This is a genomic window from Gryllotalpicola protaetiae, assembly GCF_003627055.1.
In the GTDB taxonomy this organism is placed as follows: domain Bacteria; phylum Actinomycetota; class Actinomycetes; order Actinomycetales; family Microbacteriaceae; genus Gryllotalpicola; species Gryllotalpicola protaetiae.
Map to the genome: position 1 here is coordinate 405,113 of NZ_CP032624.1, position 25,589 is coordinate 430,701.

The following is a 25,589-nucleotide window of genomic DNA, read 5'->3' on the forward strand; positions in this document are numbered from 1 at the left end:
CAGCTGGCACCGCATCGCAGGGGGCCCGAATGACCGACGAAGTGACCAGAGTCGACAGTGCCGTCGTCGGCGAGACCGCCACGACCGCGATCGTCGACCCCCAGGCCACGGTCGGCCCGACGCCCACGTGGGTGGCCCCGGAGCCCCGCAAGAAGCGTCTCGGCCTCTGGCTCGGCATCCCCGGTGGCGTTCTCGTCGCAGCTGCCGTCGTCGCCTCACTCGTGCTGATCGCCCCCGGCGTGACGGCGGCGGGCGCGCCGCTCGGCTTCACGACCTCCGGCCTCGCGCAGCAGGCGATCACCGACCGCCTCGATCGCGCGCAGATCCACATCGGCGATGCGACGCTCACCGCCGCGCAGCTGGGCGCGACGGTCAACGCGAAGGCGCTCGCCACCGCCGCGTTCGACGACCACCCGCTGTGGAAGGTGACCGCCTGGAATCCGAAGCCGGTCGCAGGCACCGTCACCCTCGACCCCGACACGGCGCTGCCGGCTCTGCGCCACGCGGCCCCCGAGCTCTTCACCAACGCGACCCAGGCCGGCGTGATCTTCGACGCCGCGACCGGGAAGTTCACTGTGACGCCGTCGAAGCCCGGGCAGGGGGTCGATCTCGACGCGCTCGCCGCGAGCCTCGGCACGGCGCTCACCTCGGGCGACTCGACGGCAACGGCGGCCGGCCCGGGGGCACTCCTCTCGAGCGGTCTGTCGCTCACGGTGCAGCCGAAACTGACCGCGGTCGACGCGGCCGCCACCACGGCGAAGGCGCAGGCGTTCGCCGACAAGCTCAACCAGCAGGTCGACACCGCGGGCTTCTACCTGCAGGACCAGCGGGCCGAGGCCGTGCCGCTTGCCACGCTCGCATCGTGGTTCACGGTCAAGGCCGACTCGCTGACCGGCGAGTTCGCCGTCACCCCGAACCGGTCGGCGATCGAGAGCGCCGTGGCCGATCTGCCTGCCAAGGTCAACCAGCAGGCGCAGAACGAGACCGATGTCACGAACTCGGCCGGCAAGATCCTGAGGGTCGTGCAGAAGGGCCAGAACGGCTACGGCATCACCTCGACAGACGGCCTTGCGACGCAGATCGGCGACTCGCTGAAGAGCGGTGATTTCTCGTTCAAGCTGCAGGGCCAGGTCGTGCAGTATACGACGACGACGGTGTTCCGTCGCATCGAGGTCGACAAGAGCGCCGGCACGACGACGCTCTTCGAGGGCCCCAAGTCCGGCGAAGAGAAGGCCGTGGCGACCTACCCGATCGCAATCGGCACGGGCGGGGTGCACGAGACGCGCGATGGCCACTACACGGTCTACGCGCAGCTGCCCATCCAGGACATGGGCAACTGCGACGGCAAGAGCCCCCAGTACGACTACTGCACGAAGAACGTGCCATGGGTCTCGTATTTCGACGGCGACCAGGGCTTCCACGGCACCTACTGGCACAACGACTTCGGCCCGGGCGCACGCAAGAGCCACGGCTGCGTGAACATGCGCATCCCCGACGCGCTCGCGCTGTACAAGTTCGCTCAGGTCGGCACCGAGGTCTGGGTGCACGAGTAAGGCGGTCCCCAGAGTCCGGCCGCGCGCTACGGAGCTAGGGAACGAGGACGATGCGGCCGAACACCGAACCGTCGTCCATGCGCCGGTGGGCGTCGGCCGCGCGATCGAGCGGGAGCACCGCGTCGACGACCGCAGCGAGCTCGCCGCGGGCTGTGGAAGCGAACTGCGCGGCGCGCACGGCGTCCCGTTCGTCAGGCGGCACGGTGGCGAGACTGAACGTTGCGAACGAGAGCGACTTCTGGAACGCGCGCATCAGGTGCATCCCGAAGTCGGCGGGCGGCTGTCCGGCCACGGCGCCGACGACGACCATGCGGCCGCCCGGTGCGAGACGGTCGATGAACGAGGGGATGCCGGGGCCGCCGACCACGTCGACGATGACGTCGTATTCCCCAAGGTCCGCGGCGTCGCCCTGGCCGGTTCTGTCGAGCACGGCGGTCGCGCCGAGCTCGACGAGACGCCGCCCCCGCTCGGCCGACGCGGTCGTCACCGCGATCGATCTCGCACCGGCGCGCGCGGCGAGCTGAACAGCAGCGATCCCGATGCTTCCCGCGGCGCCGCGGATGAGCACCGATTCGCCCCGCCGGAACCGGCCGTGGGCGAGCGCGAAATGCGCAACGGGCGCCGCGCTTCCGATCGTCACGGCGTCGACCGAGGCGAGTCGCTCCGGCAGTGCCACCACGTCGCCGGCATCCGCAACCGCCTGTTCGACGTAGCCGCCGCCGACACCGGTGAACGCCCAGACTCGCCGCCCGACCCACGACGAGTCGGCGCCGGGCCCGACCGCGGTCACACGGCCGGCGACCTCGCTTCCGAGGACCAGCCCGGGGCGGAAGCCGTAGCCGCCGAGCGTGCCCCGGCGGATGACGGCGTCCACTCCCCCGACGCCGATCGCCTCGACGTCGATGAGCATCTGACCCGCCCCGATCTCCGGCACGGCCCGGTCCACGACTGCCATTCCACTCGGGTCGCCGAACTCCTCGACGGTCACTGCACGCATCCGCTCGCCCCTTCGCTGTCTTCGACCGGTACGCTGGCGACGCTAGCGGACGCATGCGTCCATATATCCGAATCGAGACGGATGCCTGCCCAAGTGACTCACCTGCTTCGCGCTGACGCGCAGGACAACCGCGACCGCGCCCTCGAGGCCGCGAGGTCGCTCTTCGCCGAGCGCGGCATCGCCGCCGTCACGATGCGCGACATCGCCCGGCGAGCCGACATCGGGCCGGCGACCCTGTACCGCCGCTTTCCGTCGAAGCAGAGCCTGGTCGACCACGCGTTCGCCGAGGAGACCGCAGCGTGCAGGCGCATCGTGCTCGACGGCGCGGCTGACGACGACGCCTGGCGCGGCTTCTGCACGGTGATCATGGAGCTCTGCGCTCTGGGGGTGCGCAACCAGGGTTTCACGGATGCCTTCACAGCCGACCGCGGCGACCCCGCTTCGCTGGCCGCGCACCGCGCGGAGCTGCTGCGCGCTCTGGGCGGACTCGCGCGGCGCGCGCAGCGGCAGGGCCGCCTGCGGGCAGACTTCACCATCGACGACGTCGTGCTCATCCTCCGCGCGGGGCGAGGCTTGTCGACTGTGCCGCTCGCCGACCGGGCCGCTGCGGCGCACCGATTCGCGTCACTCGCGATCGACGCGCTTGGGATCGGGCCGGCAGCAACAGGATGAATGCGATGACCGCCGCCGAGGACCGAGGACCGAGGAACCGGATGACCGGCTTTGTCACACGCCGAAGCCCTTCGCCGCCACCCGAGACCAGGTCTGCGTTGCCGCCTGGACCGCATCCCATGGCGAGCCGAGGGGTGGCGTGTAGGAGAGGTCGAGTTCGGAGATCTGCGCGATGGTGAGGCCGGCGTAGAGGGCGGTGGCGAAGGTGTCGACGCGCTTGGCGACTTCGGTGCCGAGGGTGCCGACGAGTTGCGCGCCGAGGAGGCGCCCGTCGCGAGTGTCGCCGGTGATCTGGAAGTTGATCGGGTGGGAGCCGGGGTAGTAGCGCTTGTGGTCGTCGGCGGTGGCCCCGACGGTGAGCGGCTGGTACCCCGCGGCGGCTGCGTCATGGTCGCGAAGTCCGGTGCGGGCGGCGACGATGTCGAAGACCTTCACGACCTGGGTCCCCACGGACCCGGCGAAGCGGGCGTTGCCGCCGAGGGCGTTCTCGCCGGCGACGCGGCCCTGTTTGTGCGCCGTGGTGCCGAGCGGCAGATAGGTGGGGCCGAGGAGGCGGTGGTGGGTGACAGTGCCGTCGCCTGCGGAGTAGACGTGCGGAAGGCCGGTGCGCATGTGCTCGTCGACGACGACCGCGCCGCCTGCGCCGAGGGTCGCGCCCGCGTGCTCGAGGAGCTCGGTGTTGGGGCGCACGCCGACGACGACGAGGACGAGGTCGGCGAGGCGTGCGAAGCGGCCGTCTTCGCGGACGCCCCGCACGACGAGGCCGTCGCTCGTCTTCTCGATCCCCGTGACCGTTGTCCTGGTGATCACCTCGACATCGTGCGTGTCGAGTTCGGCGTGGACGATGGCGCCGAGTTCGGGGTCGAGGGTGGAGAGGACTTCGGGGCCGCGCTGCAGTTGGGTGACTTTGATGCCGCGGACGGTGAAGGCCTCGGCCATCTCGAGGCCGACGTAACCGGCGCCGACGATGACCGCGGTCTTCGGGCCCCTCTCGTCGAGGTGCTGGTCGAGCGCGAACGTGTCACCCATCGAGTGGAGGACGTGCACGCCGTCGGCCGGGGTGAGCCGGTCGAGCCCGGCGATGCCGGCGTGGGACGGGAGCGCCCCCGCGCCGACGACGAGCTCGTCGTACGGCAGCTGCTCGGCGCCGTCGGGACCGTGGACTTCGAGCCGCTGCCCGATCACGTCGATGCCGGTGGCCCAGGCGTCCAGGCGCAGGCTCATGCCGGTGGCTTCCAGGTCTGCGGCGGTGCGATGGGCGAGGGACTGCCATGGCTGTACCTCGCCGGAGAAATAGTAGGGGATGCCGCAGATGGAGTAGTTCGGGTAGCGGTCGGCGACGACGACGGTGACGTCGACCGACGGGTCGAGCTCGCGGGCGCGAAGTGCTGCGGAGATGCCGGCATCGGAGCCGCCGACGGCGATCAGGTGGGTCACGAGAGGGTCCTTTCGGGATGACGGCGTCAGCGACGCGTATGCGCGATACCAGGACGAGGATGAGGAGGTACCCGAGCCCGGTGGCGGCGCCGCAGGTGGGGACGCCAAACAGCTTGATGGGATCTTATTGCTCAGTCAAACTTGAGTCGATGAACGTTGAGCTAATTGAAGCGGAGAGGCGAGCAGCCGTGCACGCGGCGCTGGGAGACTCGGGCCGACTGCGGATCGTGGACGCGCTCTCACTCGGGGATCGGACCCCGGTGGAGCTGCAGGCTGAGCTCGGCATGCCCTCGAACCTGATGGCCCACCACCTCAAGACGCTCGAAGCGGCCGGGCTGATCAGCAGGCACCGCTCCGAGGCGGACCGGCGCCGCAGCTACGTGACCCTGGAGCGCGACGGCCTCGCCGGGCTGCTGCAGGGCGACCAGCTCACGGCGCCGAGGGTGGTGTTCGTGTGCACCGCGAACACCGCCCGTTCGCATCTCGCGGCGGCGCTGTGGCGCACCAGGAGCGAGATCCCGTCGACGTCGGCTGGAACGCACCCGGGTGAGCGCATCGCCCCAGGCGCACTGCAGGTCGCCCGCCGGCACGGGCTGGAGCTGCCCGAGGTGGCGCCGCGGGCGCTGGCGGACGTGGCGCAGCCGAGTGATCTCGTGATCACGGTATGCGATCTCGCGCACGAGGAGCTCGCCGAGCCGGCTGCGCTGCACCTGTCCGTCCCCGACCCGGTGGTGCTCGGCACCAGGAAGGCATTCGATCGGGCGTTCGAGCTGCTCGCGCAGCGCATCGAGGACCTGGCGCCGCGGATCTCATCTTCGAGACGGATGCGCACACCGCAGCGCAATGCCTGAACTGCCACTCGACGGGTTGGGCCACCTTCACCCGCGTGGGCGGCGACATCAGCCACGACATCGACCTCATCATCGGCTCCCCCGAGGTGCGAGAAATGGTACGCGCCGCGCTCTCAGAGCTGTCCGAGTCCAGCCACTTGCAGGGCACGAAGTGGCGTGGAGAGTTCGAAGGCGTCCATGTCGACGTCTACATCCCCCACCAATCCGAACTCGGGGGCAAGCTCCGGCTACGTGTCGAAGTTCTCGCCATTCGGAGAAGGGCTTCAAAGATGCCCGCGAGATCCTCCGACTCCTGGCGCGAGGCGTCCACAGACAAGGCCTGCAGTATCCTCGCCGCCGCGACTGCTGGCGTCGCCGATGACCTCCCTGGTCATGTCGCGAACGCCTTCGAGCTGCTCGGGCCGCGCTAGGGCGCCAACAAGAAGCAGCGCGAGCAGATATTGCGCGGCAAGGCGGTTCGCACGGGCATGCTCAGGCAAGAGCTACACCCGTTGGATCGCGCCCTGGGTCGCCGTGTGGCTCTCGCCAGACGGTCCGGTGTGAGGTCAGCGAGAAGAGCAGGCATTGCTCAGTCCTCGGTATAGCTGTCGGCTGCGGCCTCGACACCGCCTGCCGGGGCACAGAGACGCCAAATCGGCGCAACACTGCTTCAAGGGCGGCCAGCGTCGTGAGCACGGCATCCTTGCGGGCGTTGTATCCCATCGTTCCGATGCGCCAGACGCGGCCGTGCAATGGGCCGAACGATGTGCCTATCTCGACACCGAAGTCATTCAAGAGCACAGCCCGGGCAAGGTCTCCAGGAACCCCCGCAGGGATCTCGACGGCGACGACATTGTTCATTTTGTGGGAAATGTCGCCGAACACGGCCAGGCCCAGTCCCTGTAGCCCCGCGAGCATAGCGTCGCCTGCGCTTCGATGACGGCCAATGACCGCGTTCCGTCCCTCGAGTAGCAGCACCCGAGCGCACTCGTGCGCCGCGTACAGCATCGACGTTGCCTCGGTGTGGTGGTTGAGTCGGCGCGGCCCCCAATAGTCCAGGATCATTCCGAGGTCGAAATAGTTCGAGCGCACGAAATCGGGCGCGGACGGGTCGTCGGCTTCGCGGATACCCGCCTCGATCTTCTTGCGGGACTGCACGACCTCGACGGCCCGGTCGCTGAGCGTTATCGGCGCCGAGCCGGAAGGGCCGCCCAGGCATTTCTGCAAGCCCGCGGTCGCGGCGTCCACTCCCCACGCGTCCGCCTCAAAAGCGTTACCGCCGAGGGACGCCGTCGCATCGGTGTAGAAGAGCACGCCGTACTTTGCGCACAGTGCGCCGATGTCCTCGAGTGGCTGGTTCATCGTGGTCGACGTGTCGCCCTGTACGAGCGCAAGGAGCGTCGGTCTGACCCGCAGGATGGCCTCCTCGATCGTGGACGGCGTGAACACCTTGCCCCACTCGGTCCCTATGATGTGCACGTCCGCGAGTGCCCGCTCGGCGATCTCAGCGAGGAGGTGCCCGAATCGTCCGAATACCGGGACGAGCACTCGGTCTCCGGGGCGTACGAGTGAGAGGAGCGCCGCCTCAATGCCGGCGCGGGAGGTTCCGTCGACAAGAAGTGTGGCGTCGTTGCCCGTAGCCCAAATCGCGCGGTAGAGCTCTTGCGTCTCCGACATCGTCGCCGTCATGAATGGGTCGTACTGGCCGACGAGGGGTGCCGACATCGCTCTCAGCACGCTCGGGTACGCCGAGATCGGTCCGGGGCCCATGAGAAGCCGCGCGGGCGGGTCGATGGGGCCAGGGATCAAGTGCGCCGTCATAGGTGCTCCATTCTGAGGCTCGATGAGTCTGACTCCACGAGCTCCGCAATGCGTCGCGCGAGACGGACCAGGGCGGTGTCTGTGCCCGGGCGTGCGATGAGGCAGATACCGACCGGCGCCGGTCCGAGCGGCGAGGGCACCGTGAGCAGCGGTACTGAGACAGCGGGCAGCCCTGCGACGGCGGCGGGCGTCGTCAACTGCAATGTCGTGTATCGAACGGTCTCTATCTGCTGTCCGCTGGCGGTGCGCATGGGTGCCGGACCGGGCGTAGTCGGCAATATCAGCACGGAATCATGCACCAGGCGTACGAGCCGCGTTCGCAGCGGCTCGAGTGCGGCGCGGGCCACCGATTCCTGCCCGGCCGTGATGTCAGATGCAGCACGGAATCGTTCAGCCACAGCCTGCCCGAGCGTTCCCGGGTGGTCCTGCAGCCACGCGGCGTTGTTGCGCCATGCCTCTGCGCCCTGGACGACGCGGAATGGCCAGAGATACTCGTCGAGCTCGCCGATCCTGACGGATTCGAGCTGTGGGGCGCCGACATGGGTCGCGAGCCGGACCAGCAGTGATTCGAACGCCGTTCGCGTTTCGGGCGCGACTGCAGCGAGCGCCTCGTCGGGGACAAGGAGCCGCCACGGCAGGGCATCGCCGGATTCGTCAAGCGCGGCCTCGGTCGACTCGGATCTGGAATAGCTCAGACACCAATCCGCGACACGTTGAAGCGTTTCGCCGTCACGTGCCAGCCAACCGATCGTGTCGAAGGTTTGGGAAAGGGGCAGCAGGCCCTGGCGCGGCACAAGCCCGTGCGTGGTGCGTATCCCCCACAGACCCTGATAAGAGGCGGGCACGCGAATCGATCCGGCTGTGTCGGTAGCAAGCGAGATGTCTGCCTGGCCGGTGGCGACGGCCGAGGCCGGCCCACTCGAGGATCCGCCCGGCAGTGCGCCCGGAAGCGCCCCGTTGGCCGGGGTACCGTAGTGCGCATTGTCTCCGCTGATCGAATAGGCGAACTCATCGGTGCGGGCGATGCCGCGGAGCGATGCGCCCCCGCGGAGGAGATCCGAGACGGCTGGAGCGGTCGTCGTTTCGGCTCGTGCCGCGTCGAGGAAGGCAGGGTTCCCCGCCCCGATGCGGTAGCCCTTGATGGCGAAGAGATCCTTGACCGCCACAGTCAATCCGACGAGCGGTCCGCTCCATGCGCCCTGCCAGAGCGGATCGCCCACCGCGCGCCATACTGAACGGTCGAACGACTGAGGCCGCGGAGTGACGTGCGCGGCGGTGATGAGCCATCGGCCTTCGCGCTTTTGCCAGATTTGTGTTTGCAAGCCCGTGCCGCCGCCTGCGTAGCGCGAGGTTGACACGAGCAGCGCGACGTCTTCCGCGAGCGCGCGGTACTCGAGGCGCTCGATGGTGCGGGACGGTACCCCTCCGCGTGCACTGCGGAAGGTGCTGATCGCGTCGTGTCCAATCAGCAGACCAGCGCCGTCCCCTCGCATGGTCTCGGCCCCGAGCGCGAACTCTGCATCGAGAGCCTCGAGATCGTTCTCGACGAGGGCCAGCTCATAGCGCTTGAAGGCGAGCATCAGTTCCACCGGGATTGCTTCCGGCGATCGGTCAGTCACGTCCCACCTCGGCAAAGTCCGACTCCCGGATGCGGGCGTGCACGCCGCACACGATGTCCATGACCTGGGAGATGTTGAAGTCGGTTGCGGCCGAAAGGTATGCGTAGGCGAGATGCTCATCCATTCCGAACCGCGCCTGAAAGAGCGAGAGTGCGGCGCGCACGGCCTTGCGTACCGCCTCGTTCAGGTGCGGCCGCTTGCTCCCTGCGACCGCGACGCCCATGGTGCCGAGGAACGGTGTCAAAGGGAACGCGGCAACGCGAGAACCGCGCTCCTCCACTGGGACCAGACCAACGAGGCTGCCTGCATGCTGCTCTGCTCTCACCGGCTGCACCACTGGGCCACGGGTGCAGCGGCGCTCCCGTCGCGCGCGCGACGCGAGCTGTGCCACCGCCGTTCCAAATCGGTCCCTCGTGAGCGATCATGCGGTCAGCTCCCGCGGTACGCCGTGTACGCGAATGGACCGAGCAGAACTGCGAGGTGCACGTTCTCGCCGGGCGAGAAGACCTTGAATGCGATTACGACCTCGGGAAAGAAACTGCTTGACCTCCGGCTGGCGAAGAAAGCGGCGGTATCGAGCATTAGTCGATAGCAGCCTGCGGAAACCGCTTCAGGTCCCAACCGGTCAATTCTCCCGTCTTCGTCCGTCAGCTGGCGCCCCAGCGGCCGCCACCCAGCGTCCGACCGGCTCTCAAGTGCGACCGCGAGTCGGGGGGCAGGGCCGCCGGTCACGGTGTCCAGCACATGAACACTGAGGTGGCCGTCATCCGGTTCGGATACCGACGCCGCAGCGTCCCCGTTCACCCGGCAGAACCCGCCGCGATCGACCGGCACTCACTTTGAGGCATCATCGTGACTCTGGTCTCGCTCATTGATGATCCGGATCGCCGCAGTGTCCGGCTGACCCTTGTTGAAGCCTCCACCGTGCGATAGCACCTCGATCTCCTCGTCCGAGACCTGCAGCGGGGGCGCAGCCGCCAGGCCGCTGGGCTGAGGCGGGGCACTGGGCCGAAATACGTTGAAGAAGAGGTTCAACGCGACCGCCGAGATGCTCGCAGCGCTGATTCCGGAGCTGAAGATGGTCACGAACCAGCTCGGGAAATGCGTCCAGAAGCCCGATGCCACGATGGGGATCGCGCCCATCGAGATCGAGACCGCAACGATCACCAGGTTGTTGGTGTCACGGAAGTCCGCCTTCAAGAGGGTGCGGATGCCGCTCGCCGCAACCGTCCCGAACAGCACGAATCCAGCCCCGCCGAGAACAGGCTGCGGAATCACGTTGACGACCGACGCGGCAACGGGGAACAGCCCGAGGATCACGAGGATCGCCCCGCCGGAGGCCACCACGAAGCGGCTCTTGACACCCGAGATCGCGACAAGGCCCACGTTCTGCGCGAACGCGGTCGTCGGGAACGAGTTAAACACGGGCGCCACTACCGAAGAGAGCATATCGGCGCGCAGGCCGTCAGCGACACGGCGAGAGTCGATTCGAGTTCCGACGATCTCGCTCACCGCGAGAAGGTCGGCCGTCGTTTCGACCATGATGACCAGAGCGACGATCACCATCGAGACGATCGCGCCGAAGTCGAACGTCGGCAATCCGAACGCGAACGGCTTCGGGAAGGCGAAGACGGCCGACTGGCCCACCGCTGAGAAATTGGTCTGGCCGGTGAACAACGCGATGATCGTCCCAATCGCCAGCCCGAGCAGCACCGAGAATCGGGAGAGGATCGGGATCTTCGACAGCACGAGCACGATCGCCAGCGTGAGCATCCCCAGGCCGACGTTCCCGGCTGTTGCGTATTCCGGATTGGCGACCGTCTTGCCCGCTTCCGTGATGGTCGGCTGGCCGGTGATCCAGCCGGCTGCGGTCGGAAGCAAAGACAGTCCGATGACCGTGATGATCGACCCGGTCACCACCGGAGGGAAGAAGCGCACGATACTGGAGAAGAACGGCGCGACGATGAGGCCGACCACTCCGGCGACGATGATGGCGCCGTATACCACTCCGAGGCTCTTAGGCCCTCCGCCGTGGTTCACGATGATCGTAATCATCGTCGAGACCGAGGCGAATGAGATGCCCTGGACGAGTGGCAGCTGTGACCCAAAATAGGGAACGCCGAGCGTCTGCAGAAGAGTAGAGGCACCGCTAATGAAGAGTGCGCACGCCACAAGGAGCGCTTGCTGGGCCGGGCTCAAACCGGCGGCGCCGCCGATGATCAGCGGCACCGCGATCACGCCGCCGAACATGGATAGCACGTGCTGAAGTCCGTAGCCAACGGATCTCGCGATCGGGTACTTCTCATCTTCAGGTCGAGTGCCGACTCTCCTGCCGGTCGTCAAGTTGGTGGCAGTCATAGTTTCTCCAGAGTTCGGGGTCGGGTACTGCGGGGGATGCGTTGAAGCGGTCGTCTGCCGGAGGACTTAGCAGAATCCGGGGATGCCAGCCCAGACCCGCTCGGCGGGAGGGACGTCATCGCGAAGCACGGTGGCTTCAATCAGGCCGTACGGACGGTCGGCTGCATAGAACACCTCGTTGGGGTTTTCGAGTCCGAACGGCGCGAGATCGACGAGGAAGTGGTGCCTGTTGGGAAGCGAAAACTTGATCTCTGCGACAGCGCCGAATTCGCGAAGGATGGTTTCGCCCATGGCGTACAGGGTCTGTTGAAGCGCCAGAGAGTGCGTCTCGGCGAATACGTCGAGCAGTCGCGCGCGGATCTCCGTGTACAGCCCGTTGTAATCGTGAGCAGCGCCGAGGTACCTCCAGCGCGCGCTTACTTTGGTGGCAAGGATCCGCTCGTTGGTTTCGGCGAGGGTCGTGTAGATATCGCGCGGGAAGCCGTGGAACTCGCTCCCTGTCGTTTTCAGAACGACTAGGTCCGTGAGTCCTGCTACCACCGTGATGTCTTCGCCGTCCAGCTCAACGACCGCGGTCCTAGTCTCTTGACCCTCACGGACGAAAGAGTGGTCATGCTCGACGCCGCCGACGAGTATCCGCTGCCAGGAGTATTGCTCGGCGGCCCACCGGCCACCGCTGATCCACTCGAAGGCATCTACGAAATGCCGCCCAAGGGTGATCAGGAAGTCTTCCGGCGAAGTCACACCGTATTTCTTTGCGAAGGCATAGACGGTGTTCTTCTGGGTGTCAGTTGCCACGACATGCCCGTTGTCGCCCACCAAGTGGCTTGCAGCGAGATCCCCGCGCAGCTGACTGGAGACGTTCAGGTCCGTGATCTCATGCCGCGCGGTATCGCGGACGACGCGAACCACCCGAACTTCGGCCTTGCCGTACTGGTTGTCACCCAGAACGATCGCCATCTTCGCCCTCCTGACTCTGGGCCAGGTGTAGCCCACGGTTGCGAAGGTAGTGAGGCCCGACCGTCAAAAGGTTTCCTCGCCGTCACAGTCGCATTTCCACGAATAGCATCGGCTGAAGGCCTGCGGGTGGCCCGGCTAACATGTGCGGCATGTCCGATCACCGTGGCGCCCTGCCATCCGTGAGCAGCAAAGAGCTTGGCTCGCGCATCCGCAGCCTGCGGCGATTTTCAGGGCTCTCGACGAGGCAGTTGGCCGAAGCGATTGCGGTGACGCCGAACGCGATCACTCAGATCGAGCGGGGCGCGATGCGACCCTCCGTCAATCGCCTCATCGAGATCGTCTCAGTCCTCGATGTGCCGCTGTCCGCGATCTTCGACGAGCGCCCAGCATCCACGGCAAGCGAGTTCGTCGCATCCGCCAATCCGATCGCTGCAGATCCTGAGGAAGCGAGGGTTTCTCGGGCGGCGCAGGTCCCACCGGTCGGTCTTGGCAGTCGGGTCACCTATCGCCGACTCACACCGCACGCGGTGCGGCGATTTGAGATGTTCGAGACGTCATACCCGCCTCACACCTCATCTGGTGCTCCCGGGAAGTACTTGGTTCACCGCGGACAGGAGATCGGAAGCATCATTTCCGGCGCGCTGACAATCGAGTTCCCCGGAACCGAAATCGTGCTCGGACCGCGTGACTCCATCACCTTCTCGGCCGGCAGGCCACATCGAGTCCGCAACGATGGCAACGAATACGCCATTGCACTCTGGGTGACCTTTCGCGGTGATGCCTGAGCCGGAAGTCACGATCTGCACGCGCCCACACTCCACCTCCCGGGAGCCTCGCGGGGGATGATTCCGCCTGCAGCCGCGAAGACCCGGACGGTTATAGGGATCTGAACGGTATTGAGCGCAGCGTCCGAAGTCGCTTGCTTCGTCGGCGGCGAAGGCACCTGTCGGTCGCGGCAGTCGTCGTAGCACGTGTCATCGTCGTCGCTTTGCTCACGACCGAAGTGGTCTGGCCGACCCAGGCTTCGGCGTTGCGCCATCCCATGCAGGGCATCGCTGTTTAGGCTTACCACGGCTCCATCGACTGGCCTGAACTGGCCGATCAACACATCCATTTCGTCTGGGTCAAGGCCACTGAGGGCTCCCGTTTTCGCGACCCGCGCTTCGCGGCCAACTGGGCCGGAGCGCACGCCGCTGGCTCATCGTCGGCGCCGTACCATGTCGTCAACATGGATAGCCCAGGAAGCGACCGGGCCGAAGAGATAGTGGCTGTGCCCAGCCGCACCACCAGCTCTACCAAGTCGAGCACGCCGTTGAGCGGCATGACCGAAAGAAGCACTTCACCGACGCCTTCGTTGCCCTGGTCCGCCAGTCAATGACTTCGGTCGTGAACGACCAGGACGCATCGCAGCGGCGGTTGAAGCTCAGCTGGACCGGCTGGACTCACAGGAGGAGAAGCTCATCGACCTTGCCGCAGACGCCGAACTCCCGCAGGAAAGAAGCCGTGCGCGCATGTGGAAGATCCAGCGTGAGCGCGAACGCCTTACGGGACAGCTCAAGGGCGTCGACACAGACCTCGGTATCGGCGAAAAGGCGGTTGGGGCGCACCTTGCCCTGCTGCACGACGCCTACGCGCTCCAGATGGCAGCTGACGACGAGAACAAGCGACGCCTGAACCAGATGACCTTCGAGGCCATCTTCATCAGCGACGCCGACGTGACTGTCAACGAGATCTATGAGCCCTACGACTCGCTCTACCCGGGGCAGGAAGCCTTCGATGCACGCATCCGGCGGTCCGGGCAAGGGAGCCACCCGAAACCGCGAGAGGCGACCTAAATGGGTCGCCTCTCGTTCGAACAGCTTGTGACAGCGCCTTTCGCGTTCTTCTTCCACACGCTCTTTGCGGAGCGTGTTTCGAATACCGACCAAATGGTGGAGATGGGGGGAATTGAACCCCCGTCCATCGCTGTGGTCGTCCGCATTCTCCGGGTGCAGCCGCGCTTATCGCTTTTCTCGGTCCCGAGGCTAGGTGGCGGCCACCACCTCGACGAACCCAGCCCTAGTGCAAGTCCCCAACCGCCCTAAGGCGTAACGGTCGAGCAAGCCTTCAAGATGACGCCGAGGCCGGGTGGAAGGCGAGTCACCGGCGCGACGGTCGTTTACCGGCTAGGAAGGACTACGCCGCGAGGGCGAGGTCGGCCTTGGCCGCGACAGTGCTGTTGGAATTGGCACTTATGTTTTGCGAGGGTCGTTAACGAGATAACCCCGCATCCTCGGCCCGCTTCTCAGACTCGCTCAGGCGATGTCGAAACCGATCATCCCCATGGGGTGACCGGTCGGTGCGGGCGCTGTCACACGCTGTCGAGTTGTGCAAGATGCATCCGCTCGAAAACGAACGGCTCACCAATATACAACGGATGCCGGGGCGGAAGATTCCATGACGGCGATCACTCCGCCCTCCGCGTGCAGCCGGGCGCGACGGGCACACCGTCGAAGCGGTCGTGAGTCCAGGCGATCAGATCCGGGATCGCAGGCGAGCCCGCCTCGACGAGCGGAACATGGTCGAGGCCGGCGTAGGTGCGGTAGTCGACCTGCTGCCCGGCGGCGCAGAGACCGTCGACGTATGCGCTCTGCGCCGAGGGGATGACGAGCTGGTCGGCTGCGCCCTGCGCGATCAGCAGCGGCGCGCCGATGCCTGCCGGAGGCACGTTCTGGGCGATCCGTTTCCCGAGCGGCCCGGTGTTCGGGTCCTTCGAGAAGATGACAGGGTCGCGCGTGAGCGCGAGCGCGTGCAGCACCGAGACGAGAACGCCGGGTTCGGCGAGGCACCTCTTCGACATCTCGCGGACGGTCACCTGCGCGCCGGGGCGAATGTACGCGCGGAAGCTCACATCGCTGTAGATCGCGGTGTAGGCGGCCGCGACGTAGGACGCGAAGACGCTGCCGCCGGTCACGCTCGGCAGGTGGTCGACGAGCGCAGGCAGGTTGCTGGCCGGGGCCAGCGCGGCCACCCCGTCGATCTCGAGCTCGGGCGCGTACCGCTTCGCGGTCGCCCCCGTCCAGAGCGCGGCGCCCCCGCCCTGCGAATGGCCCCACACCACGTTGTGCGCTCCGAGATGGGCCACCGCCAGCTGCGGGGCCGCGCGCGCCGCATCGAGCACGGCATGCGCGGTGTCGGGTCCGATGAGATACGGATGCGGCCCCGCCGTCCCGAGCCCGATGTAGTCGGTTGCGACGAGCGCCCAGCCGCTGTCGACCACCTTGTCGAGGCTGAAGAGCGCCCCCGACTCGAACGGATGCTTCGCAAGAGAGGGCGCGCAGTTCTGGGCGAACCCGGTGGTGCCGTGCGCCCAGTCGATGACGGGCCACGGGCCCGATCCGTCCTTCGGCACGACGACGAGCCCGCTCGCAACGGCGGCCGAGCCGTCGCCGCGCTCGGTCGTGTACAGGATCCGCCAGCCGCGCGCGTTCGCGGGCACGTCGCGTGTGAAGGGCTCGGCCCTGATGAGCCGCCCCGGCTGCGCGGGCACATCCCGCGGCGCGGCGTAGAACGAATCGACCACCGGCGACGCCCCATGGACGCTGCCGCTGACGACGGCTGCCCCGACCGCGAGTGCGAGGGCGACGACGGCCGCGACCGTGCGCGTCCAGCGGCGCACCGGGCCCGGCGCCGTCTTCGGCCGGAATGCCGCCCGCGGTTCTCCGCGCGCAACGCTCCACAGCTCGAGCGCGCCTCCCATGATCAGTCGCGCGCCGAAGACCACCGCGACGATCAGGAGCGTGATGTCGGGCCACGCGAGCGCGAGCACTCCGAAGACCAGCTCGGCGATGCCGAACGAGATCCCCGCGATGCGTGCGTCGAGCGTCGCCGACCGTCTCAGCCCTGACACGACCGACAGGACGCCGTTGATCAGCAGCCCCACGCCGACCACCACGGCGACCAGGCGCACGGTCAGGCCGGGAAGCGCGAGGACCAGTACGCCGCCGACCAGCCACACGATCGCCCCGGCGACGCGCCACACGGACGGCCGGTCCGTCTCGGCATCGAAGCCAGGGCGCTCGACGAGCTGCAGGAGGCCTGCGAGCACCAGGCCGGCGCCGATGAGCCAGGCGAGCAGGTCGAGCGAGGTCGTCGGCCGGATGACGACGACCACACCGAGCACCAGGGTCAACGTCGCGACGACCACGCGCAGCCAGCGCGGCATCCGGCGCGTCACGGCCACAGGTATTCTCATCTTCGCCACGCGCCCATTCGTAGCACGTGGCGGGCATCTAGCATGGGACGCATGGCGCAGATCAGCTCGCCGGACGTCGACCAGGAGCTGGAGCAGCTGCTGCAGAATCAGAGCCGGCTGAACTCCCCCTGGCGCACCATCGTCTGGAACGACCCTGTGAACCTCATGTCTTACGTGGTCTACGTCTTCCGCAGCTACTTCGGCTTCGCAGAGGACAAAGCCAACCGACTCATGCTCGCGGTGCACCACGAGGGCAAGGCGATCGTCGCGCAGGGCACGCGCGAAGAGATGGAACGCCACGTTCAGGCGATGCACGAGTACGGCCTGTGGGCGACCCTCGATCGGGCAGAGCTGTAGTGGCGCGCATCAAGACGACGCGCGACGGCAGGGTGAGCGCGGAATTCGACACCGTCGAGCGCGACATGCTCGCGCAGCTCACGAACGAGCTCATCGATCTCTTGACCCAGACGGATGCCGGACCGGATGTCGCCGCGGACCCGTCGCTCCCCCGCGACCCGGCTCTCGAGCGCCTGCTGCCCGACGCGTATCGCGACGACGCCGAGTCCGCCGCCGAGTTCCGCCGGTTCACCGAGGACGATCTCGTGGCGCTCAAGACGGGGAACGCCCTGGCGCTGGCGCGCGCGGCTGCGGCATCCGGCGCCATCGTCCTCGAAGAGAGCGAGGTGCTGCCCTGGCTGCGGACCATCACCGATCTGCGCCTCGCGCTCGCGACCCGGCTGGGCATCGAAACCGACGACGACGAGGGCTCTGACGCTCCGGAGCTCGCGTCGGCGAAGGCGGCCTACTGGTGGCTCGGCGAGCTGCAGGAGCGGCTCATCCGCGCCCTGTGACTATTCGCCGAGGTGGTTGCGCTGCCGCATCGCGCGGTCGGCTTCGCGCTTGTCCTGCCGCTCGCGCAGCGCCTGGCGCTTGTCGTAGTCGCGCTTGCCCTTCGCGATCGCGATCTCGACCTTGGCGCGCCCGTCGCTGAAGTACAGCTGCAGCGGGATGATTGTGTAGCCGCCCTCTTTGACCTTGTTCGACAGCTTGAGGATCTGCTGCTTGTGCAGCAGCAGCTTCCGCTTGCGGCGCGGGGCGTGGTTGTTCCAGGTGCCGTCGAGGTACTCGGGGATGTACACCGCGTCGAGCCACGCCTCGCCGCCGTCGACGAAGGCGTAGCCGTCGACAAGGGACGCGCGCCCCTCGCGCAGGCTCTTGACCTCGGTGCCGGTCAGCACGAGGCCCGCCTCATAGGTGTCTTCGATCAGGTAGTCGTGCCGCGCCTTGCGATTGGTCGCGACGACCTTCTGACCACGTTCGCGTGGCATCCGATCAGTTTATCTTGCCGCCGCCGCCCCTGCGGCGCGACCGCAGTCGGCGTGCGCGATCCATGCGATCGGCGGCGAGCAAGTCGCCGCCTCGTAGAGCGGCTTACGACTGCTTGCCTAGACCCTGAGATAGCGAGAGATCGCGATGTTGCTCGCGATCGCGGCGACCACGATGCCCGCGACGACAAGGATCGGTGCGACGACGAGCGCGTTGCTCGTGCCGACGAAGTTCGTCACCGGCAGGGACTGCTGCAGGTAGCCCTGCACGAAGAACTTGACGATTCCCCAGGTGGCGACGCCGGCGAGCACCGATCCGATGACGGCCGCGAACACACCCTCGAGCACGAACGGCGTCTGGATGAACCTGTTCGACGCGCCCACGAGCCGCATGATCGCGAGCTCGCGTCTTCGCGAGAACGCGGAGAGCCTGATGGTCGTGGCGATCAGCAGCGCGGCCGCGACCAGCATGACGACCGCGATCGCGATCGCCGTGAAGCTCGCGACGTTGAGCATGGAGAATATCTGGTCGAGGTATTGCCTCTGGTCGGTCACGGATTGCACGCCAGGCAGGCTCGAGACGCTCTCGACGATCACCGCCGACTGGTTGGGGTCGTGCAGGTTGATCCAGAAGGTCTGGTTCAGCAGGTCGGGCGTCACGTAGTCGGCGACCGGGTTGTTCTTGAACTGCTTCTTGAACTCGGCGTAGACCTGGTCGTGGTTCTCGAAGGTCGACTTCTTGATGAACTTCGAGAGCGCGGGTGAGGACAGCTCGGCCTTGACCGCGTTGATCTGGTCGGCCGTGGCATCCGCCCCTGTGCAGGTCTTCGACGAGTCGGTGGCCGTGCACATGTAGACAGCGACCTGCGCGCGGTCGTACCAGTAGCCCTTCATCTGCCCGATCTGCATCTGCATGAGGATCGCGGCGCCGACGAAGGTCAGCGAGATGAACGTGACGAGGATGACGGAGATCACCATCGACATGTTGCGGCGCAGACCGGATACGGCCTCGCTCCAGACGAGTGCGAAACGCATTACTTCACCGGCCCCACGTTCTGGTCGTAATCCTGGCCGTCAGTTCCGTTGGCGCGCAGTCCGAGGCGCTCTGCCAAAGAGATCTCGGCCGGCCGTTGCACCGGCGTCGCGCTCGTGATCGGGCGCACGTTGTCACGCTGCTCCTCGGTCTCGGCGACGGATTCCGCGGCCGCAGGTGCTGCGACCGGCACGACCACACCCGTCGCGAGCTGCACGGTCTGCGGCTGCGCGGGCGCTGCGGGCTTCACCAACGGGATCGCTGCGGTGACGCCGTAGCCGCCGTGGCGCTCATCGCGCACGATCTGGCCCTGCGAGAGCTCGATGACGCGTTTCTTCATCTGGTCGACGAAGAGCGCCTCGTGCGTGGCCATGACGATGGTGGTGCCGCTCGCGTTGATGCGCTCGAGCACGCTCATGATTCCAGCGCTCGTCGCCGGGTCGAGGTTCCCGGTCGGCTCGTCGGCCAGCAGCACCTGCGGCTTGTTGACGACTGCGCGGGCGATGGCGACGCGCTGCTGCTCACCGCCGGAGAGCTCGTGAGGCATCCGCTGCGCCTTGCCGTCGAGCCCGACCATCTTGAGGACGTCGGGCACCGCCTCCTGGATGAAGCCGCGCGACTTGCCGATCACCTGCAGCGTGAACGCCACGTTCTGGTAGACGGTCTTGTTCGGCAGCAGGCGGAAGTCCTGGAAGACGACGCCGAGGTTGCGGCGGAAGTACGGCACCTTGCGGCTCGAGATCGCCCCGACGTCCTGCCCGAGGACGTGGATCTTGCCCTTGGTCGGCCGCTCCTCTTTGAGGATCAGGCGCAGGCAGCTCGACTTGCCCGACCCGGAGGCGCCGACGAGGAAGACGAACTCGCCGCGCTGCACTTCGAAGGACACGTCGCCCAACGCGGGGCGATTCGTGCCGCGGTACTGCTTTGAGATGTGATCAAACCGGATCATGACCCGGCCAGGTTAGGCAGAGGCATCCGGTATTCCGGCTAGCGACTCGCCAAACCGGCGGTTGAGCTTGTCGAAACCTCGCCTAGTCCTCTGCAGGCTGCTTCCGCCACCGGATGCCCGCGGCGATGAGCCCGTCGAGGTTGCCGTCGAACACGCTCTGCGGGTTCCCGACCTCGAAACCGGTGCGCAGGTCCTTCACGAGCTGCTGGCCGTAGAGGAAGTAGGAGCGGATCTGGTCACCCCAGCTCGCGGTGATGTTGCCGGCGAGCTCCTTCTTCTTCGCCGCCTCCTCCTCACGCTTGAGCAGCAGCAGGCGGTTCTTGAGCAGCGCCATGGCGGCCGCGCGGTTCTGGATCTGCGACTTCTCATCCTGCATGGAGATCACGATGCCGGTCGGGAAGTGGGTGATGCGCACGGCCGAGTCGGTGGTGTTGACGCTCTGGCCGCCCGGGCCCGACGAGCGGAACACATCGACGCGGATGTCGGTCTCGGGGATCTCGATCTCACCGGTCTCTTCGAGCAGCGGGATGACCTCGACCGCTGCGAAGCTGGTCTGGCGCTTGTCGGCGCCGCCAAAGGGGCTGATGCGCGCGAGGCGGTGAGTGCCCGCCTCGACCGACAGGATGCCGAACGCATAGGGCGCGTCGACCTGGAACGTCACCGACTTGATGCCGGCCTCTTCCGCGTACGACGTGTCGAGCACCTTGGTGGGCCAGCCCTGCCGCTCGCAGTAGCGCAGGTACATGCGCAGCAGCATCTCGGCGAAGTCGGCGGCGTCCACGCCGCCCGCGCCGGAGCGGATCGTCACGACGGCGGGCAGCGCGTCGTACTCGCCGTCGAGCAGCGTCTGCACCTCGAGGTCGGCGACGGTCCTCTGCAGCTCATCGAGCTCGTTCTTCGCCTCTTCGGCGACCTCATCGTCACCCTCGTCGTTGGCGAGCTCGACGAGCACCTCAAGGTCGTCGAGGCGCTGCTCGATGCCGGTCACCTTGTTCAGCTCGGCCTGCGCGCGGCTGAGTGCGCTCGTCACCTTCTGCGCCTTCTCAGGATCGTCCCACAGATCAGGGGCGCCGGCCTGCTCGCTGAGCTCGGCGATAGACGCCCTCAGCCTGTCGACGTCGACGACGGCACGGATGTCTGAGAAAGTCGAGCGCACCTCGGCGATCTGGGCGCTCACATCGAGTTCGATCATTACCGCACCAGCCTACCGGCGCGCTGCCGCGCACCGCTCACCACAGGACCGGCCGCGCACCCGCCTCGACCTCGATGCGCACGCCGCGCGGCACGAACGCCGAGACGAGCGGCGGCCGCCAGTACTCGGCGAGCCGCACACGCGCGCTGCGACCGTCGGGCGCGCCCGCGTCGACGAGAGCGACGGGCGTGCGCCTGCCCTGCGTCGCGATCTTCAGATAGGCGGATGCCGCGAGCTCCACCTTCCCGCCGTCGAGGCGTGCCTGCAGATCGCCGTCCGCCCCGAGTCGAGCAGTGTCGAGCGCGAACGAGTCGGCCCCGGCGAGGGCGGCGCCGTCGGCCAGCGTGTACAGCCGGGACCGCTCAAGGTAGAGCGAGGTCGCCGCGCTCACCACGAGCACCAGCGCGAGCGCGATGGCGAAGAATCCGAAGATCAGCGGCAGGATGCTGCCGTCTTCCGCTCTCACCAGCTTCACGGCGCCGCCCCGAGCCGGAAGATCGGTACCGTGGCCGTCGCCTCGACGGGGACCCGCGCGACCCTCTCGAGGCCGAAGACCGGCGGGACGAACGGCAGCTCGACCTTCGTGCGGACCGTCGCCGTCACGCGGGTCCCGGTTCGCAGACAGTCGGTGCCAGCCGTGTCGCAGCGCAGCGCCAGATCGCCGTCGTGGCGAGGCAGGCGCCGATCGGCAAGCGCGACCGTGACCGCCCTGTCGGCGGAAGCTCTGCCCGACGCATCCGTCGTCGCCGAGACATAGACGCGCGCCGCCTCGCGCGCCGCGCCCTCGACCGCGAGCGAGCCGCCCTGGATCGCAGCGAGTGCCAGCCCGAGGTAGACGAGAGGGATCAGCAGGACGACGCCGGCGACGAGGAACTCGATCGACGCATTGCCGCCCTCGCCCTGCAGACGTCGTCTACCCGGCATCGAGCGCCGCATGGCCGGTCACCTCCAGCGACCGGCTGAAGCCGATCAGGCCGATGACGGGCAGCGGGCTGTCCACGCGGACCTCGACGACACGAATGTCGTCGTCCAGCGCGTACGACGCACGGACACTGCTCGCGTAGCGCGCGCCGAGGGACGCCGTGAGCAGCTGCCGCGTGCGCGCCTCGCCGTCGCCGAGGGTGCCGTCGGCGAACGCCGCGACGCGGGCGCCCTGCGCCGCGGCGTCCTGCACGGTGTTCCTCACCAGCAGGACGAGCGTGAACTGCACGACGGCGAGCAGCAGGACGACCAGCAGACCACCCACCATGGCGAACTCGGCAGGGGCCGAGCCGCGCTCGTCGGCAAGCCGCCTCACGGCCCGGTCATCACCGAGTTCACCGCGTTGGTGAACACCTGGGTGAGCGCGCTTCCGGCCAGGGCCCAGATCGCGATCACGAGCCCCGCGGTCATGGCCGTGATGAGCACCCAGCCGGGAACGTCGCCGCGTTCCTCGTCGCGCAGTCGCGCCAGCAGCTTCTTCATCTCCACCTTGCCTCCTTCTGGCTGCGCTGGCTCAGAGGCCTGAGCGCAGAATGAACACACCGGGGAACACCGCGATCAAGACGGTCAGGGGCAGCAGCCCGAAGATCAGCGGCACGAGCATCAGCACCTCTTTGCGACCGGCCACCTCGAGCAGTTCGCGCTTGCGCTCGCTGCGCGCGTCACCTGCTTGGGCGCGCAGCACCTCCGCGAGCGGCGCCCCGCGTTCGATCGCGCCGACGACCGCATCCACGAACAGCGCAAGTCGCGGGATGCGCAGCGACCTCGCCATGCGCTGCAGTGCGTCGGCGAGCGGCACGCCGAGACCGACGTCGGCCACCACCCCGCGCAGCTCCCGCCCGAGCTCGCCGCTGCTCGCCCGCGCGACGCGCCTGATCGCGTCGTGACTGCCCTCGCCCGCCGACAGGCTGAGCGCCAGCATTTCGGCGACGGTCGGGAACTCCTCGACGATGCGGGCGAGGCGGCGGTTCGCGGCGCGGCTGAGGAGCAGATCGCACACGGCGAACGTGGCGAGACCGACGACGAAGGCAAGGGCGACCCACGCGAGCGGGGCGACCGGCCGCGCGGCGGCGAGCGCGCCCGCGACGACGAGCCCCAGCACGCCGCCGAGACCGCTCGCGGCGAGCTGTGCCGCGCGGAACGCATCGACGGTGCGCGCCGAGCCCGCCTGGCGCAGGCGGGCGGCGACGGATTGCTCGCCGCCGATCCAGCGCAGGAGAGACGTTCGAGCCGACGCCGCGGCGGGCCCGAGCAGTGCGCCGAAGGCGGAGGCGCCGTTGCGACTCGACCGCTCGACCTCCTCCCTGGCGGCGGCAGAGACGTCGAGCAGGTAGGGAGCGAGCCGCGCCTCGAGCCGTGGCCGGCGCAGCGCGGGCAGGGCGACGAGCATCGCCCACAGCCCAAGTCCGAGCACGACGCCGTCGATGACGCCCCACGCCATGAGGCTCACCGGAACCACCGCCGCTCCTCAGGCAGCTTCCCGATGGCGATCATCACCCGGTACGCGATCACACTGACGACGGCTGCGACGACGATCACGGCCGTGCCCTCCGGCGTGGCATACGCCTCACGCCCCTCTGGGCGCGTCGCGAGCAGAGCGAGCACCAGCCACGGCGCCGCGACTCCGAGCCGCGCGGCGTTGACGACCCAGGTCTGGCGCGCCTGAAGCTCGTTCCTCGTCGCGGCGTCTTCACGCAACGACGCGGCGAGTGCGCGCAGCACCGCCACGAGTTCCGTGCCACCGACCTCGCGCGCCATCTTGAGGGTCTCGATGATGCGGTCGCCGACCGGGTCCCCGAGCTCGTCCTTGAGCCGGTCGGCGCAGCGCGCGAACGCGCCGGTCGCCCGATAGTCGCGACCGAAGCGAGCGAACTGCTCGCGGGTCGCCTCGGGGCCGAGCGTCGCCAAGGCCGCGACCGCTTCCGGCAGCGCGACGCCGCTGCGCACTGCCGCGACGAGGTGGTCGACGACATCGGGCCACGCAGCCCGGGTCGCACCGCGCCGCGCCATCACCCGCCAGTTGACGAGCGCCCAGGGTAGCGCCGCGCCGGCGCACCCCGCGGCGAGCGCGAAGCCCGGCACCGTGAGCAGCGCTTCCGCGAGCGCCGCCGCGACGACGCCGGCGAGGACGGTCAGCACGACGAAGCCGGCGGGCGCGAGCCCCGGGACGCCCGCCCGCAGCAGCCAGGCCCGCAGCCGGTCGCCCGCGGTCACCCGCGACGAGCGGTCCGCCACCCGCCCCGACCGGCGGGTGGCGGAGACGATGAGCAGCACCCCGGCTGCGAGTGCGCCGCCGAGAAGGGCGCCGGCCCAGGCATCCGTCACCATGCTTCTGACCGCCTCAAGACAATTGCAGGGTCGAACCCGGCTGCCCGGTACTTCTCGAGTTTCGCCGGGTGCCCGCCCGTGGCCTTCAACTCGCCGCCCGATCTCTCGAACAGCGCGCTCGCCTCGATGACGCCGGCGTTGACGGCCCCGGACAGCGCGAGGATCTCGCTGACGTACCGCGCACCGCTGCGGTCGAGCTCGCAGAACACGACGAGGTCGATGCAGGACGCAACTGTGGGGACGATGAACTGCGCGTCGATATTGCGGCCGGCCAGCAGCGGCAGGGTGCTCAGCTTGCTCAGAGCGTCGCGCGCCGAATTGGCGTGGATGGAGCAGGCGCCAGGCACGCCCGCGTTCAAGGCGAGAAGCAGATCCAGTGCCTCGGCCTCCCGCACCTCGCCCACGACGATGCGGTCGGGCCGCATGCGCAGCGCCTCTTTGATGAGCCGGCGCAGCGTGATCTCGCCAGAACCCTCGAGAGAGGGCTGGCGGCACTGCATCGCGACGACGTCGCGCACCGCGAGGTCGAGTTCGAACGTCTCCTCCACCGTGATCACCCGGTCGGTGCGCCGCGCCGCCGACATCAGCGCGCCGAGCAGCGTGGTCTTGCCGCTCTGCGTCGCGCCCGAGACCAGCACATTGCACCCGGCCAGCACCGACATGCGCAGGAACTCGGCCGCCTGGCGGCTGAGCGACCCCAGCGCGACCAGCTGCTGCAGCTCGCGGATGCGGGCGGAGAACTTCCTGATGTTCACAGACCACGCCCGGGTGACGTCGGGGATCACCACGTGCAGCCGCGAGCCGTCTGGGAGCGACGCGTCGACGAACGGCTGGCTGAGGTCGACGCGCCGGCCGGAGCTCGACAGCATTCGCTCGACGAGGTCGCGCACCTCACCCTCGGTGAGCACGAGCGGCGTCAGCTCAGCCTTCCCGTCGCGGGCGACGAACACCCGAGTCGGCGTGTTGACCCAGATCTCCTCGACGGAAGGGTCGTCGAGGTACTGCTGCAGCGGCCCCAGACCACCGACCGCTGCGAGCACCTCGGCCTCGGCCGCCCGCTCGTCGGCGAGCAGGGCCGCCGCGCCGCCCAGCGCGTGCTCGCTGTACCGCCGCACCTCGTCGCGTGCGATGTCGCCGAGGGGCATCGCAATGGCCCGGTCGGCACCGAACCCGTCTTGGCGCACGCGCTCGCGCACGCGATCGGTGATCTGGCGCACGGCATCCGTCATGCAGAGCAGGATGCCGGGAACGGCCACCCGCCCGCATAAGTTATCCACAGCGCCGATGCGGCTGCGTCCCT

The 25,589-nt window shown here is 68.0% G+C and carries 29 protein-coding genes and 1 other RNA gene; 9 read left to right on the forward strand and 21 right to left on the reverse strand.

Annotated elements, in window-relative coordinates; all coding sequences use genetic code 11:
* Positions 1-29: 29 nt before the first annotated feature.
* Positions 30-1,553, forward strand: coding sequence for a L,D-transpeptidase family protein (locus tag D7I44_RS02080; protein WP_120787975.1), 1,524 nt, complete (start codon positions 30-32; stop codon positions 1,551-1,553).
* A gap of 34 nt (positions 1,554-1,587) precedes the next feature.
* Here D7I44_RS02080 and D7I44_RS02085 read toward each other — a convergent pair whose 3' ends face one another.
* Positions 1,588-2,550, reverse strand: coding sequence for a zinc-binding dehydrogenase (locus D7I44_RS02085; protein ID WP_120787976.1), 963 nt, complete (start codon positions 2,548-2,550; stop codon positions 1,588-1,590).
* Between the two features lie 93 nt (positions 2,551-2,643).
* On the opposite strand from D7I44_RS02085, the gene D7I44_RS02090 reads away from it, so the two are divergent.
* Positions 2,644-3,222 carry a TetR/AcrR family transcriptional regulator gene (locus D7I44_RS02090; protein WP_120787977.1) on the forward strand — a complete coding sequence of 193 codons (579 nt, stop codon included), beginning with the start codon at positions 2,644-2,646 and terminating at the stop codon, positions 3,220-3,222.
* A 54-nt stretch (positions 3,223-3,276) separates the two neighbouring features.
* Here D7I44_RS02090 and D7I44_RS02095 read toward each other — a convergent pair whose 3' ends face one another.
* The gene (locus tag D7I44_RS02095) at positions 3,277-4,659 is read right to left on the reverse strand and encodes an FAD-dependent oxidoreductase (RefSeq protein ID WP_120787978.1); all 1,383 of its coding nucleotides are present in this window, start codon (positions 4,657-4,659) and stop codon (positions 3,277-3,279) included.
* 227 nt (positions 4,660-4,886) lie between these two features.
* Between D7I44_RS02095 and D7I44_RS02100 the strand changes: the two genes are divergently transcribed.
* Positions 4,887-5,510, forward strand: coding sequence for an arsenate reductase/protein-tyrosine-phosphatase family protein (locus D7I44_RS02100; RefSeq protein WP_342768593.1), 624 nt, complete (start codon positions 4,887-4,889; stop codon positions 5,508-5,510).
* A 35-nt stretch (positions 5,511-5,545) separates the two neighbouring features.
* On the forward strand, positions 5,546-5,920 hold the full coding sequence (locus D7I44_RS02105; protein ID WP_120787980.1) for a hypothetical protein: 375 nt from the start codon (positions 5,546-5,548) through the stop codon (positions 5,918-5,920).
* A gap of 61 nt (positions 5,921-5,981) precedes the next feature.
* On the opposite strand, the gene D7I44_RS02110 is transcribed toward D7I44_RS02105, so the two are convergent.
* The 6 genes from D7I44_RS02110 to pucL form a co-directional block, all read right to left on the reverse strand.
* Positions 5,982-7,310, reverse strand: coding sequence for a pyridoxal-phosphate-dependent aminotransferase family protein (locus D7I44_RS02110; protein ID WP_181445592.1), 1,329 nt, complete (start codon positions 7,308-7,310; stop codon positions 5,982-5,984).
* On the reverse strand, positions 7,307-8,890 hold the full coding sequence (locus D7I44_RS02115; protein ID WP_120790740.1) for an AtzH-like domain-containing protein: 1,584 nt from the start codon (positions 8,888-8,890) through the stop codon (positions 7,307-7,309). The genes D7I44_RS02110 and D7I44_RS02115 overlap by 4 nt, the downstream gene beginning before the upstream one ends.
* A gap of 31 nt (positions 8,891-8,921) precedes the next feature.
* A complete protein-coding gene (locus tag D7I44_RS02120; protein ID WP_342768594.1) occupies positions 8,922-9,320 on the reverse strand; it encodes an acetamidase/formamidase family protein in 399 nt (132 codons plus the stop codon).
* Between the two features lie 38 nt (positions 9,321-9,358).
* Positions 9,359-9,763 carry a hydroxyisourate hydrolase gene (gene uraH / locus D7I44_RS18695; RefSeq protein ID WP_120787981.1) on the reverse strand — a complete coding sequence of 135 codons (405 nt, stop codon included), beginning with the start codon at positions 9,761-9,763 and terminating at the stop codon, positions 9,359-9,361.
* Positions 9,764-11,287, reverse strand: a complete 1,524-nt coding sequence (locus D7I44_RS02130; protein ID WP_120787982.1) for a nucleobase:cation symporter-2 family protein — start codon at positions 11,285-11,287, stop codon at positions 9,764-9,766. It lies immediately after the preceding gene.
* A gap of 66 nt (positions 11,288-11,353) precedes the next feature.
* Positions 11,354-12,247, reverse strand: coding sequence for a factor-independent urate hydroxylase (gene pucL / locus D7I44_RS02135; RefSeq protein ID WP_120787983.1), 894 nt, complete (start codon positions 12,245-12,247; stop codon positions 11,354-11,356).
* Positions 12,248-12,396: 149 nt separating this feature from the next.
* On the opposite strand from pucL, the gene D7I44_RS02140 reads away from it, so the two are divergent.
* The 3 genes from D7I44_RS02140 to D7I44_RS02150 all read left to right on the forward strand — a co-directional run bounded on the left by D7I44_RS02140 (position 12,397) and on the right by D7I44_RS02150 (position 14,082).
* Positions 12,397-13,032 carry a cupin domain-containing protein gene (locus D7I44_RS02140; RefSeq protein ID WP_162940007.1) on the forward strand — a complete coding sequence of 212 codons (636 nt, stop codon included), beginning with the start codon at positions 12,397-12,399 and terminating at the stop codon, positions 13,030-13,032.
* A gap of 323 nt (positions 13,033-13,355) precedes the next feature.
* Complete coding sequence (locus D7I44_RS18700; RefSeq protein ID WP_425459328.1) at positions 13,356-13,625, forward strand: GH25 family lysozyme; 270 nt, start codon at positions 13,356-13,358, stop codon at positions 13,623-13,625.
* A gap of 133 nt (positions 13,626-13,758) precedes the next feature.
* Entirely contained in the window at positions 13,759-14,082 is a 324-nt protein-coding gene (locus tag D7I44_RS02150; RefSeq protein WP_120787986.1) for a hypothetical protein, read from the forward strand.
* A 94-nt stretch (positions 14,083-14,176) separates the two neighbouring features.
* On the opposite strand, the gene ssrA is transcribed toward D7I44_RS02150, so the two are convergent.
* Positions 14,177-14,569: a transfer-messenger RNA gene (ssrA, locus tag D7I44_RS02155) on the reverse strand.
* A gap of 124 nt (positions 14,570-14,693) precedes the next feature.
* Positions 14,694-16,469 carry a lipase family protein gene (locus D7I44_RS02160; RefSeq protein WP_245979912.1) on the reverse strand — a complete coding sequence of 592 codons (1,776 nt, stop codon included), beginning with the start codon at positions 16,467-16,469 and terminating at the stop codon, positions 14,694-14,696.
* A 54-nt stretch (positions 16,470-16,523) separates the two neighbouring features.
* Here D7I44_RS02160 and clpS point away from each other — a divergent pair, with 54 nt between their 5' ends.
* Together clpS and D7I44_RS02170 are read left to right on the forward strand one after the other, a co-directional pair.
* Complete coding sequence (gene clpS, locus D7I44_RS02165; RefSeq protein WP_120787987.1) at positions 16,524-16,838, forward strand: ATP-dependent Clp protease adapter ClpS; 315 nt, start codon at positions 16,524-16,526, stop codon at positions 16,836-16,838.
* Entirely contained in the window at positions 16,838-17,332 is a 495-nt protein-coding gene (locus D7I44_RS02170; RefSeq protein WP_120787988.1) for a DUF2017 family protein, read from the forward strand. The genes clpS and D7I44_RS02170 overlap by 1 nt, the downstream gene beginning before the upstream one ends.
* Here D7I44_RS02170 and smpB read toward each other — a convergent pair whose 3' ends face one another.
* From smpB to D7I44_RS02220, 11 genes are all read right to left on the reverse strand, one after another.
* Positions 17,333-17,809, reverse strand: a complete 477-nt coding sequence (gene smpB / locus D7I44_RS02175) for an SsrA-binding protein SmpB (protein ID WP_120787989.1) — start codon at positions 17,807-17,809, stop codon at positions 17,333-17,335. It abuts the gene before it with no gap.
* Positions 17,810-17,926: 117 nt separating this feature from the next.
* Positions 17,927-18,841, reverse strand: a complete 915-nt coding sequence (ftsX, locus tag D7I44_RS02180; RefSeq protein ID WP_120787990.1) for a permease-like cell division protein FtsX — start codon at positions 18,839-18,841, stop codon at positions 17,927-17,929.
* Positions 18,841-19,788 carry a cell division ATP-binding protein FtsE gene (gene ftsE / locus D7I44_RS02185; protein ID WP_245979920.1) on the reverse strand — a complete coding sequence of 316 codons (948 nt, stop codon included), beginning with the start codon at positions 19,786-19,788 and terminating at the stop codon, positions 18,841-18,843. Before ftsE ends, ftsX begins: the two co-directional genes overlap by 1 nt.
* 82 nt (positions 19,789-19,870) lie before the next feature.
* Positions 19,871-20,980: a peptide chain release factor 2 gene (gene prfB, locus D7I44_RS02190; protein WP_120787991.1), complete on the reverse strand. Its 1,110-nt coding sequence runs from the start codon at positions 20,978-20,980 to the stop codon at positions 19,871-19,873.
* Between the two features lie 37 nt (positions 20,981-21,017).
* Entirely contained in the window at positions 21,018-21,455 is a 438-nt protein-coding gene (locus D7I44_RS02195) for a pilus assembly protein TadG-related protein (RefSeq protein WP_120787992.1), read from the reverse strand.
* Positions 21,452-21,904: a hypothetical protein gene (locus D7I44_RS02200; RefSeq protein WP_162940008.1), complete on the reverse strand. Its 453-nt coding sequence runs from the start codon at positions 21,902-21,904 to the stop codon at positions 21,452-21,454. The genes D7I44_RS02195 and D7I44_RS02200 overlap by 4 nt, the downstream gene beginning before the upstream one ends.
* Complete coding sequence (locus tag D7I44_RS02205; RefSeq protein ID WP_245979923.1) at positions 21,894-22,277, reverse strand: TadE/TadG family type IV pilus assembly protein; 384 nt, start codon at positions 22,275-22,277, stop codon at positions 21,894-21,896. Before D7I44_RS02205 ends, D7I44_RS02200 begins: the two co-directional genes overlap by 11 nt.
* Entirely contained in the window at positions 22,274-22,450 is a 177-nt protein-coding gene (locus D7I44_RS18005; RefSeq protein ID WP_162939966.1) for a hypothetical protein, read from the reverse strand. Before D7I44_RS18005 ends, D7I44_RS02205 begins: the two co-directional genes overlap by 4 nt.
* 25 nt (positions 22,451-22,475) lie before the next feature.
* Positions 22,476-23,420 carry a type II secretion system F family protein gene (locus D7I44_RS02210; RefSeq protein ID WP_245979925.1) on the reverse strand — a complete coding sequence of 315 codons (945 nt, stop codon included), beginning with the start codon at positions 23,418-23,420 and terminating at the stop codon, positions 22,476-22,478.
* Positions 23,408-24,289, reverse strand: coding sequence for a type II secretion system F family protein (locus D7I44_RS02215; protein ID WP_120787994.1), 882 nt, complete (start codon positions 24,287-24,289; stop codon positions 23,408-23,410). Before D7I44_RS02215 ends, D7I44_RS02210 begins: the two co-directional genes overlap by 13 nt.
* Positions 24,283-25,518, reverse strand: coding sequence for a TadA family conjugal transfer-associated ATPase (locus tag D7I44_RS02220; RefSeq protein WP_120790744.1), 1,236 nt, complete (start codon positions 25,516-25,518; stop codon positions 24,283-24,285). The genes D7I44_RS02215 and D7I44_RS02220 overlap by 7 nt, the downstream gene beginning before the upstream one ends.
* Positions 25,519-25,589 lie beyond the last annotated feature (71 nt).

Excerpts from the sequence above, each read along its gene's own strand:
- ftsE (WP_245979920.1), bottom strand. The coding sequence starts at position 19,788 with ATGATCCGGTTTGATCACATCTCAAAGCAGTACCGCGGCACGAATCGC.
- D7I44_RS02220 (WP_120790744.1), bottom strand. The coding sequence starts at position 25,518 with ATGACGGATGCCGTGCGCCAGATCACCGATCGCGTGCGCGAGCGCGTG.
- D7I44_RS02140 (WP_162940007.1), top strand. The coding sequence starts at position 12,397 with ATGTCCGATCACCGTGGCGCCCTGCCATCCGTGAGCAGCAAAGAGCTT.
- prfB (WP_120787991.1), bottom strand. The coding sequence starts at position 20,980 with ATGATCGAACTCGATGTGAGCGCCCAGATCGCCGAGGTGCGCTCGACT.
- D7I44_RS02130 (WP_120787982.1), bottom strand. The coding sequence starts at position 11,287 with ATGACTGCCACCAACTTGACGACCGGCAGGAGAGTCGGCACTCGACCT.
- D7I44_RS02085 (WP_120787976.1), bottom strand. The coding sequence starts at position 2,550 with ATGCGTGCAGTGACCGTCGAGGAGTTCGGCGACCCGAGTGGAATGGCA.
- smpB (WP_120787989.1), bottom strand. The coding sequence starts at position 17,809 with ATGCCACGCGAACGTGGTCAGAAGGTCGTCGCGACCAATCGCAAGGCG.
- D7I44_RS02110 (WP_181445592.1), bottom strand. The coding sequence starts at position 7,310 with ATGACGGCGCACTTGATCCCTGGCCCCATCGACCCGCCCGCGCGGCTT.
- clpS (WP_120787987.1), top strand. The coding sequence starts at position 16,524 with ATGGGACGCATGGCGCAGATCAGCTCGCCGGACGTCGACCAGGAGCTG.
- D7I44_RS02200 (WP_162940008.1), bottom strand. The coding sequence starts at position 21,904 with ATGCCGGGTAGACGACGTCTGCAGGGCGAGGGCGGCAATGCGTCGATC.
- pucL (WP_120787983.1), bottom strand. The coding sequence starts at position 12,247 with ATGGCGATCGTTCTGGGTGACAACCAGTACGGCAAGGCCGAAGTTCGG.
- D7I44_RS02080 (WP_120787975.1), top strand. The coding sequence starts at position 30 with ATGACCGACGAAGTGACCAGAGTCGACAGTGCCGTCGTCGGCGAGACC.
- D7I44_RS02115 (WP_120790740.1), bottom strand. The coding sequence starts at position 8,890 with ATGCTCGCCTTCAAGCGCTATGAGCTGGCCCTCGTCGAGAACGATCTC.
- D7I44_RS02150 (WP_120787986.1), top strand. The coding sequence starts at position 13,759 with ATGTGGAAGATCCAGCGTGAGCGCGAACGCCTTACGGGACAGCTCAAG.
- D7I44_RS02215 (WP_120787994.1), bottom strand. The coding sequence starts at position 24,289 with ATGGTGACGGATGCCTGGGCCGGCGCCCTTCTCGGCGGCGCACTCGCA.
- ftsX (WP_120787990.1), bottom strand. The coding sequence starts at position 18,841 with ATGCGTTTCGCACTCGTCTGGAGCGAGGCCGTATCCGGTCTGCGCCGC.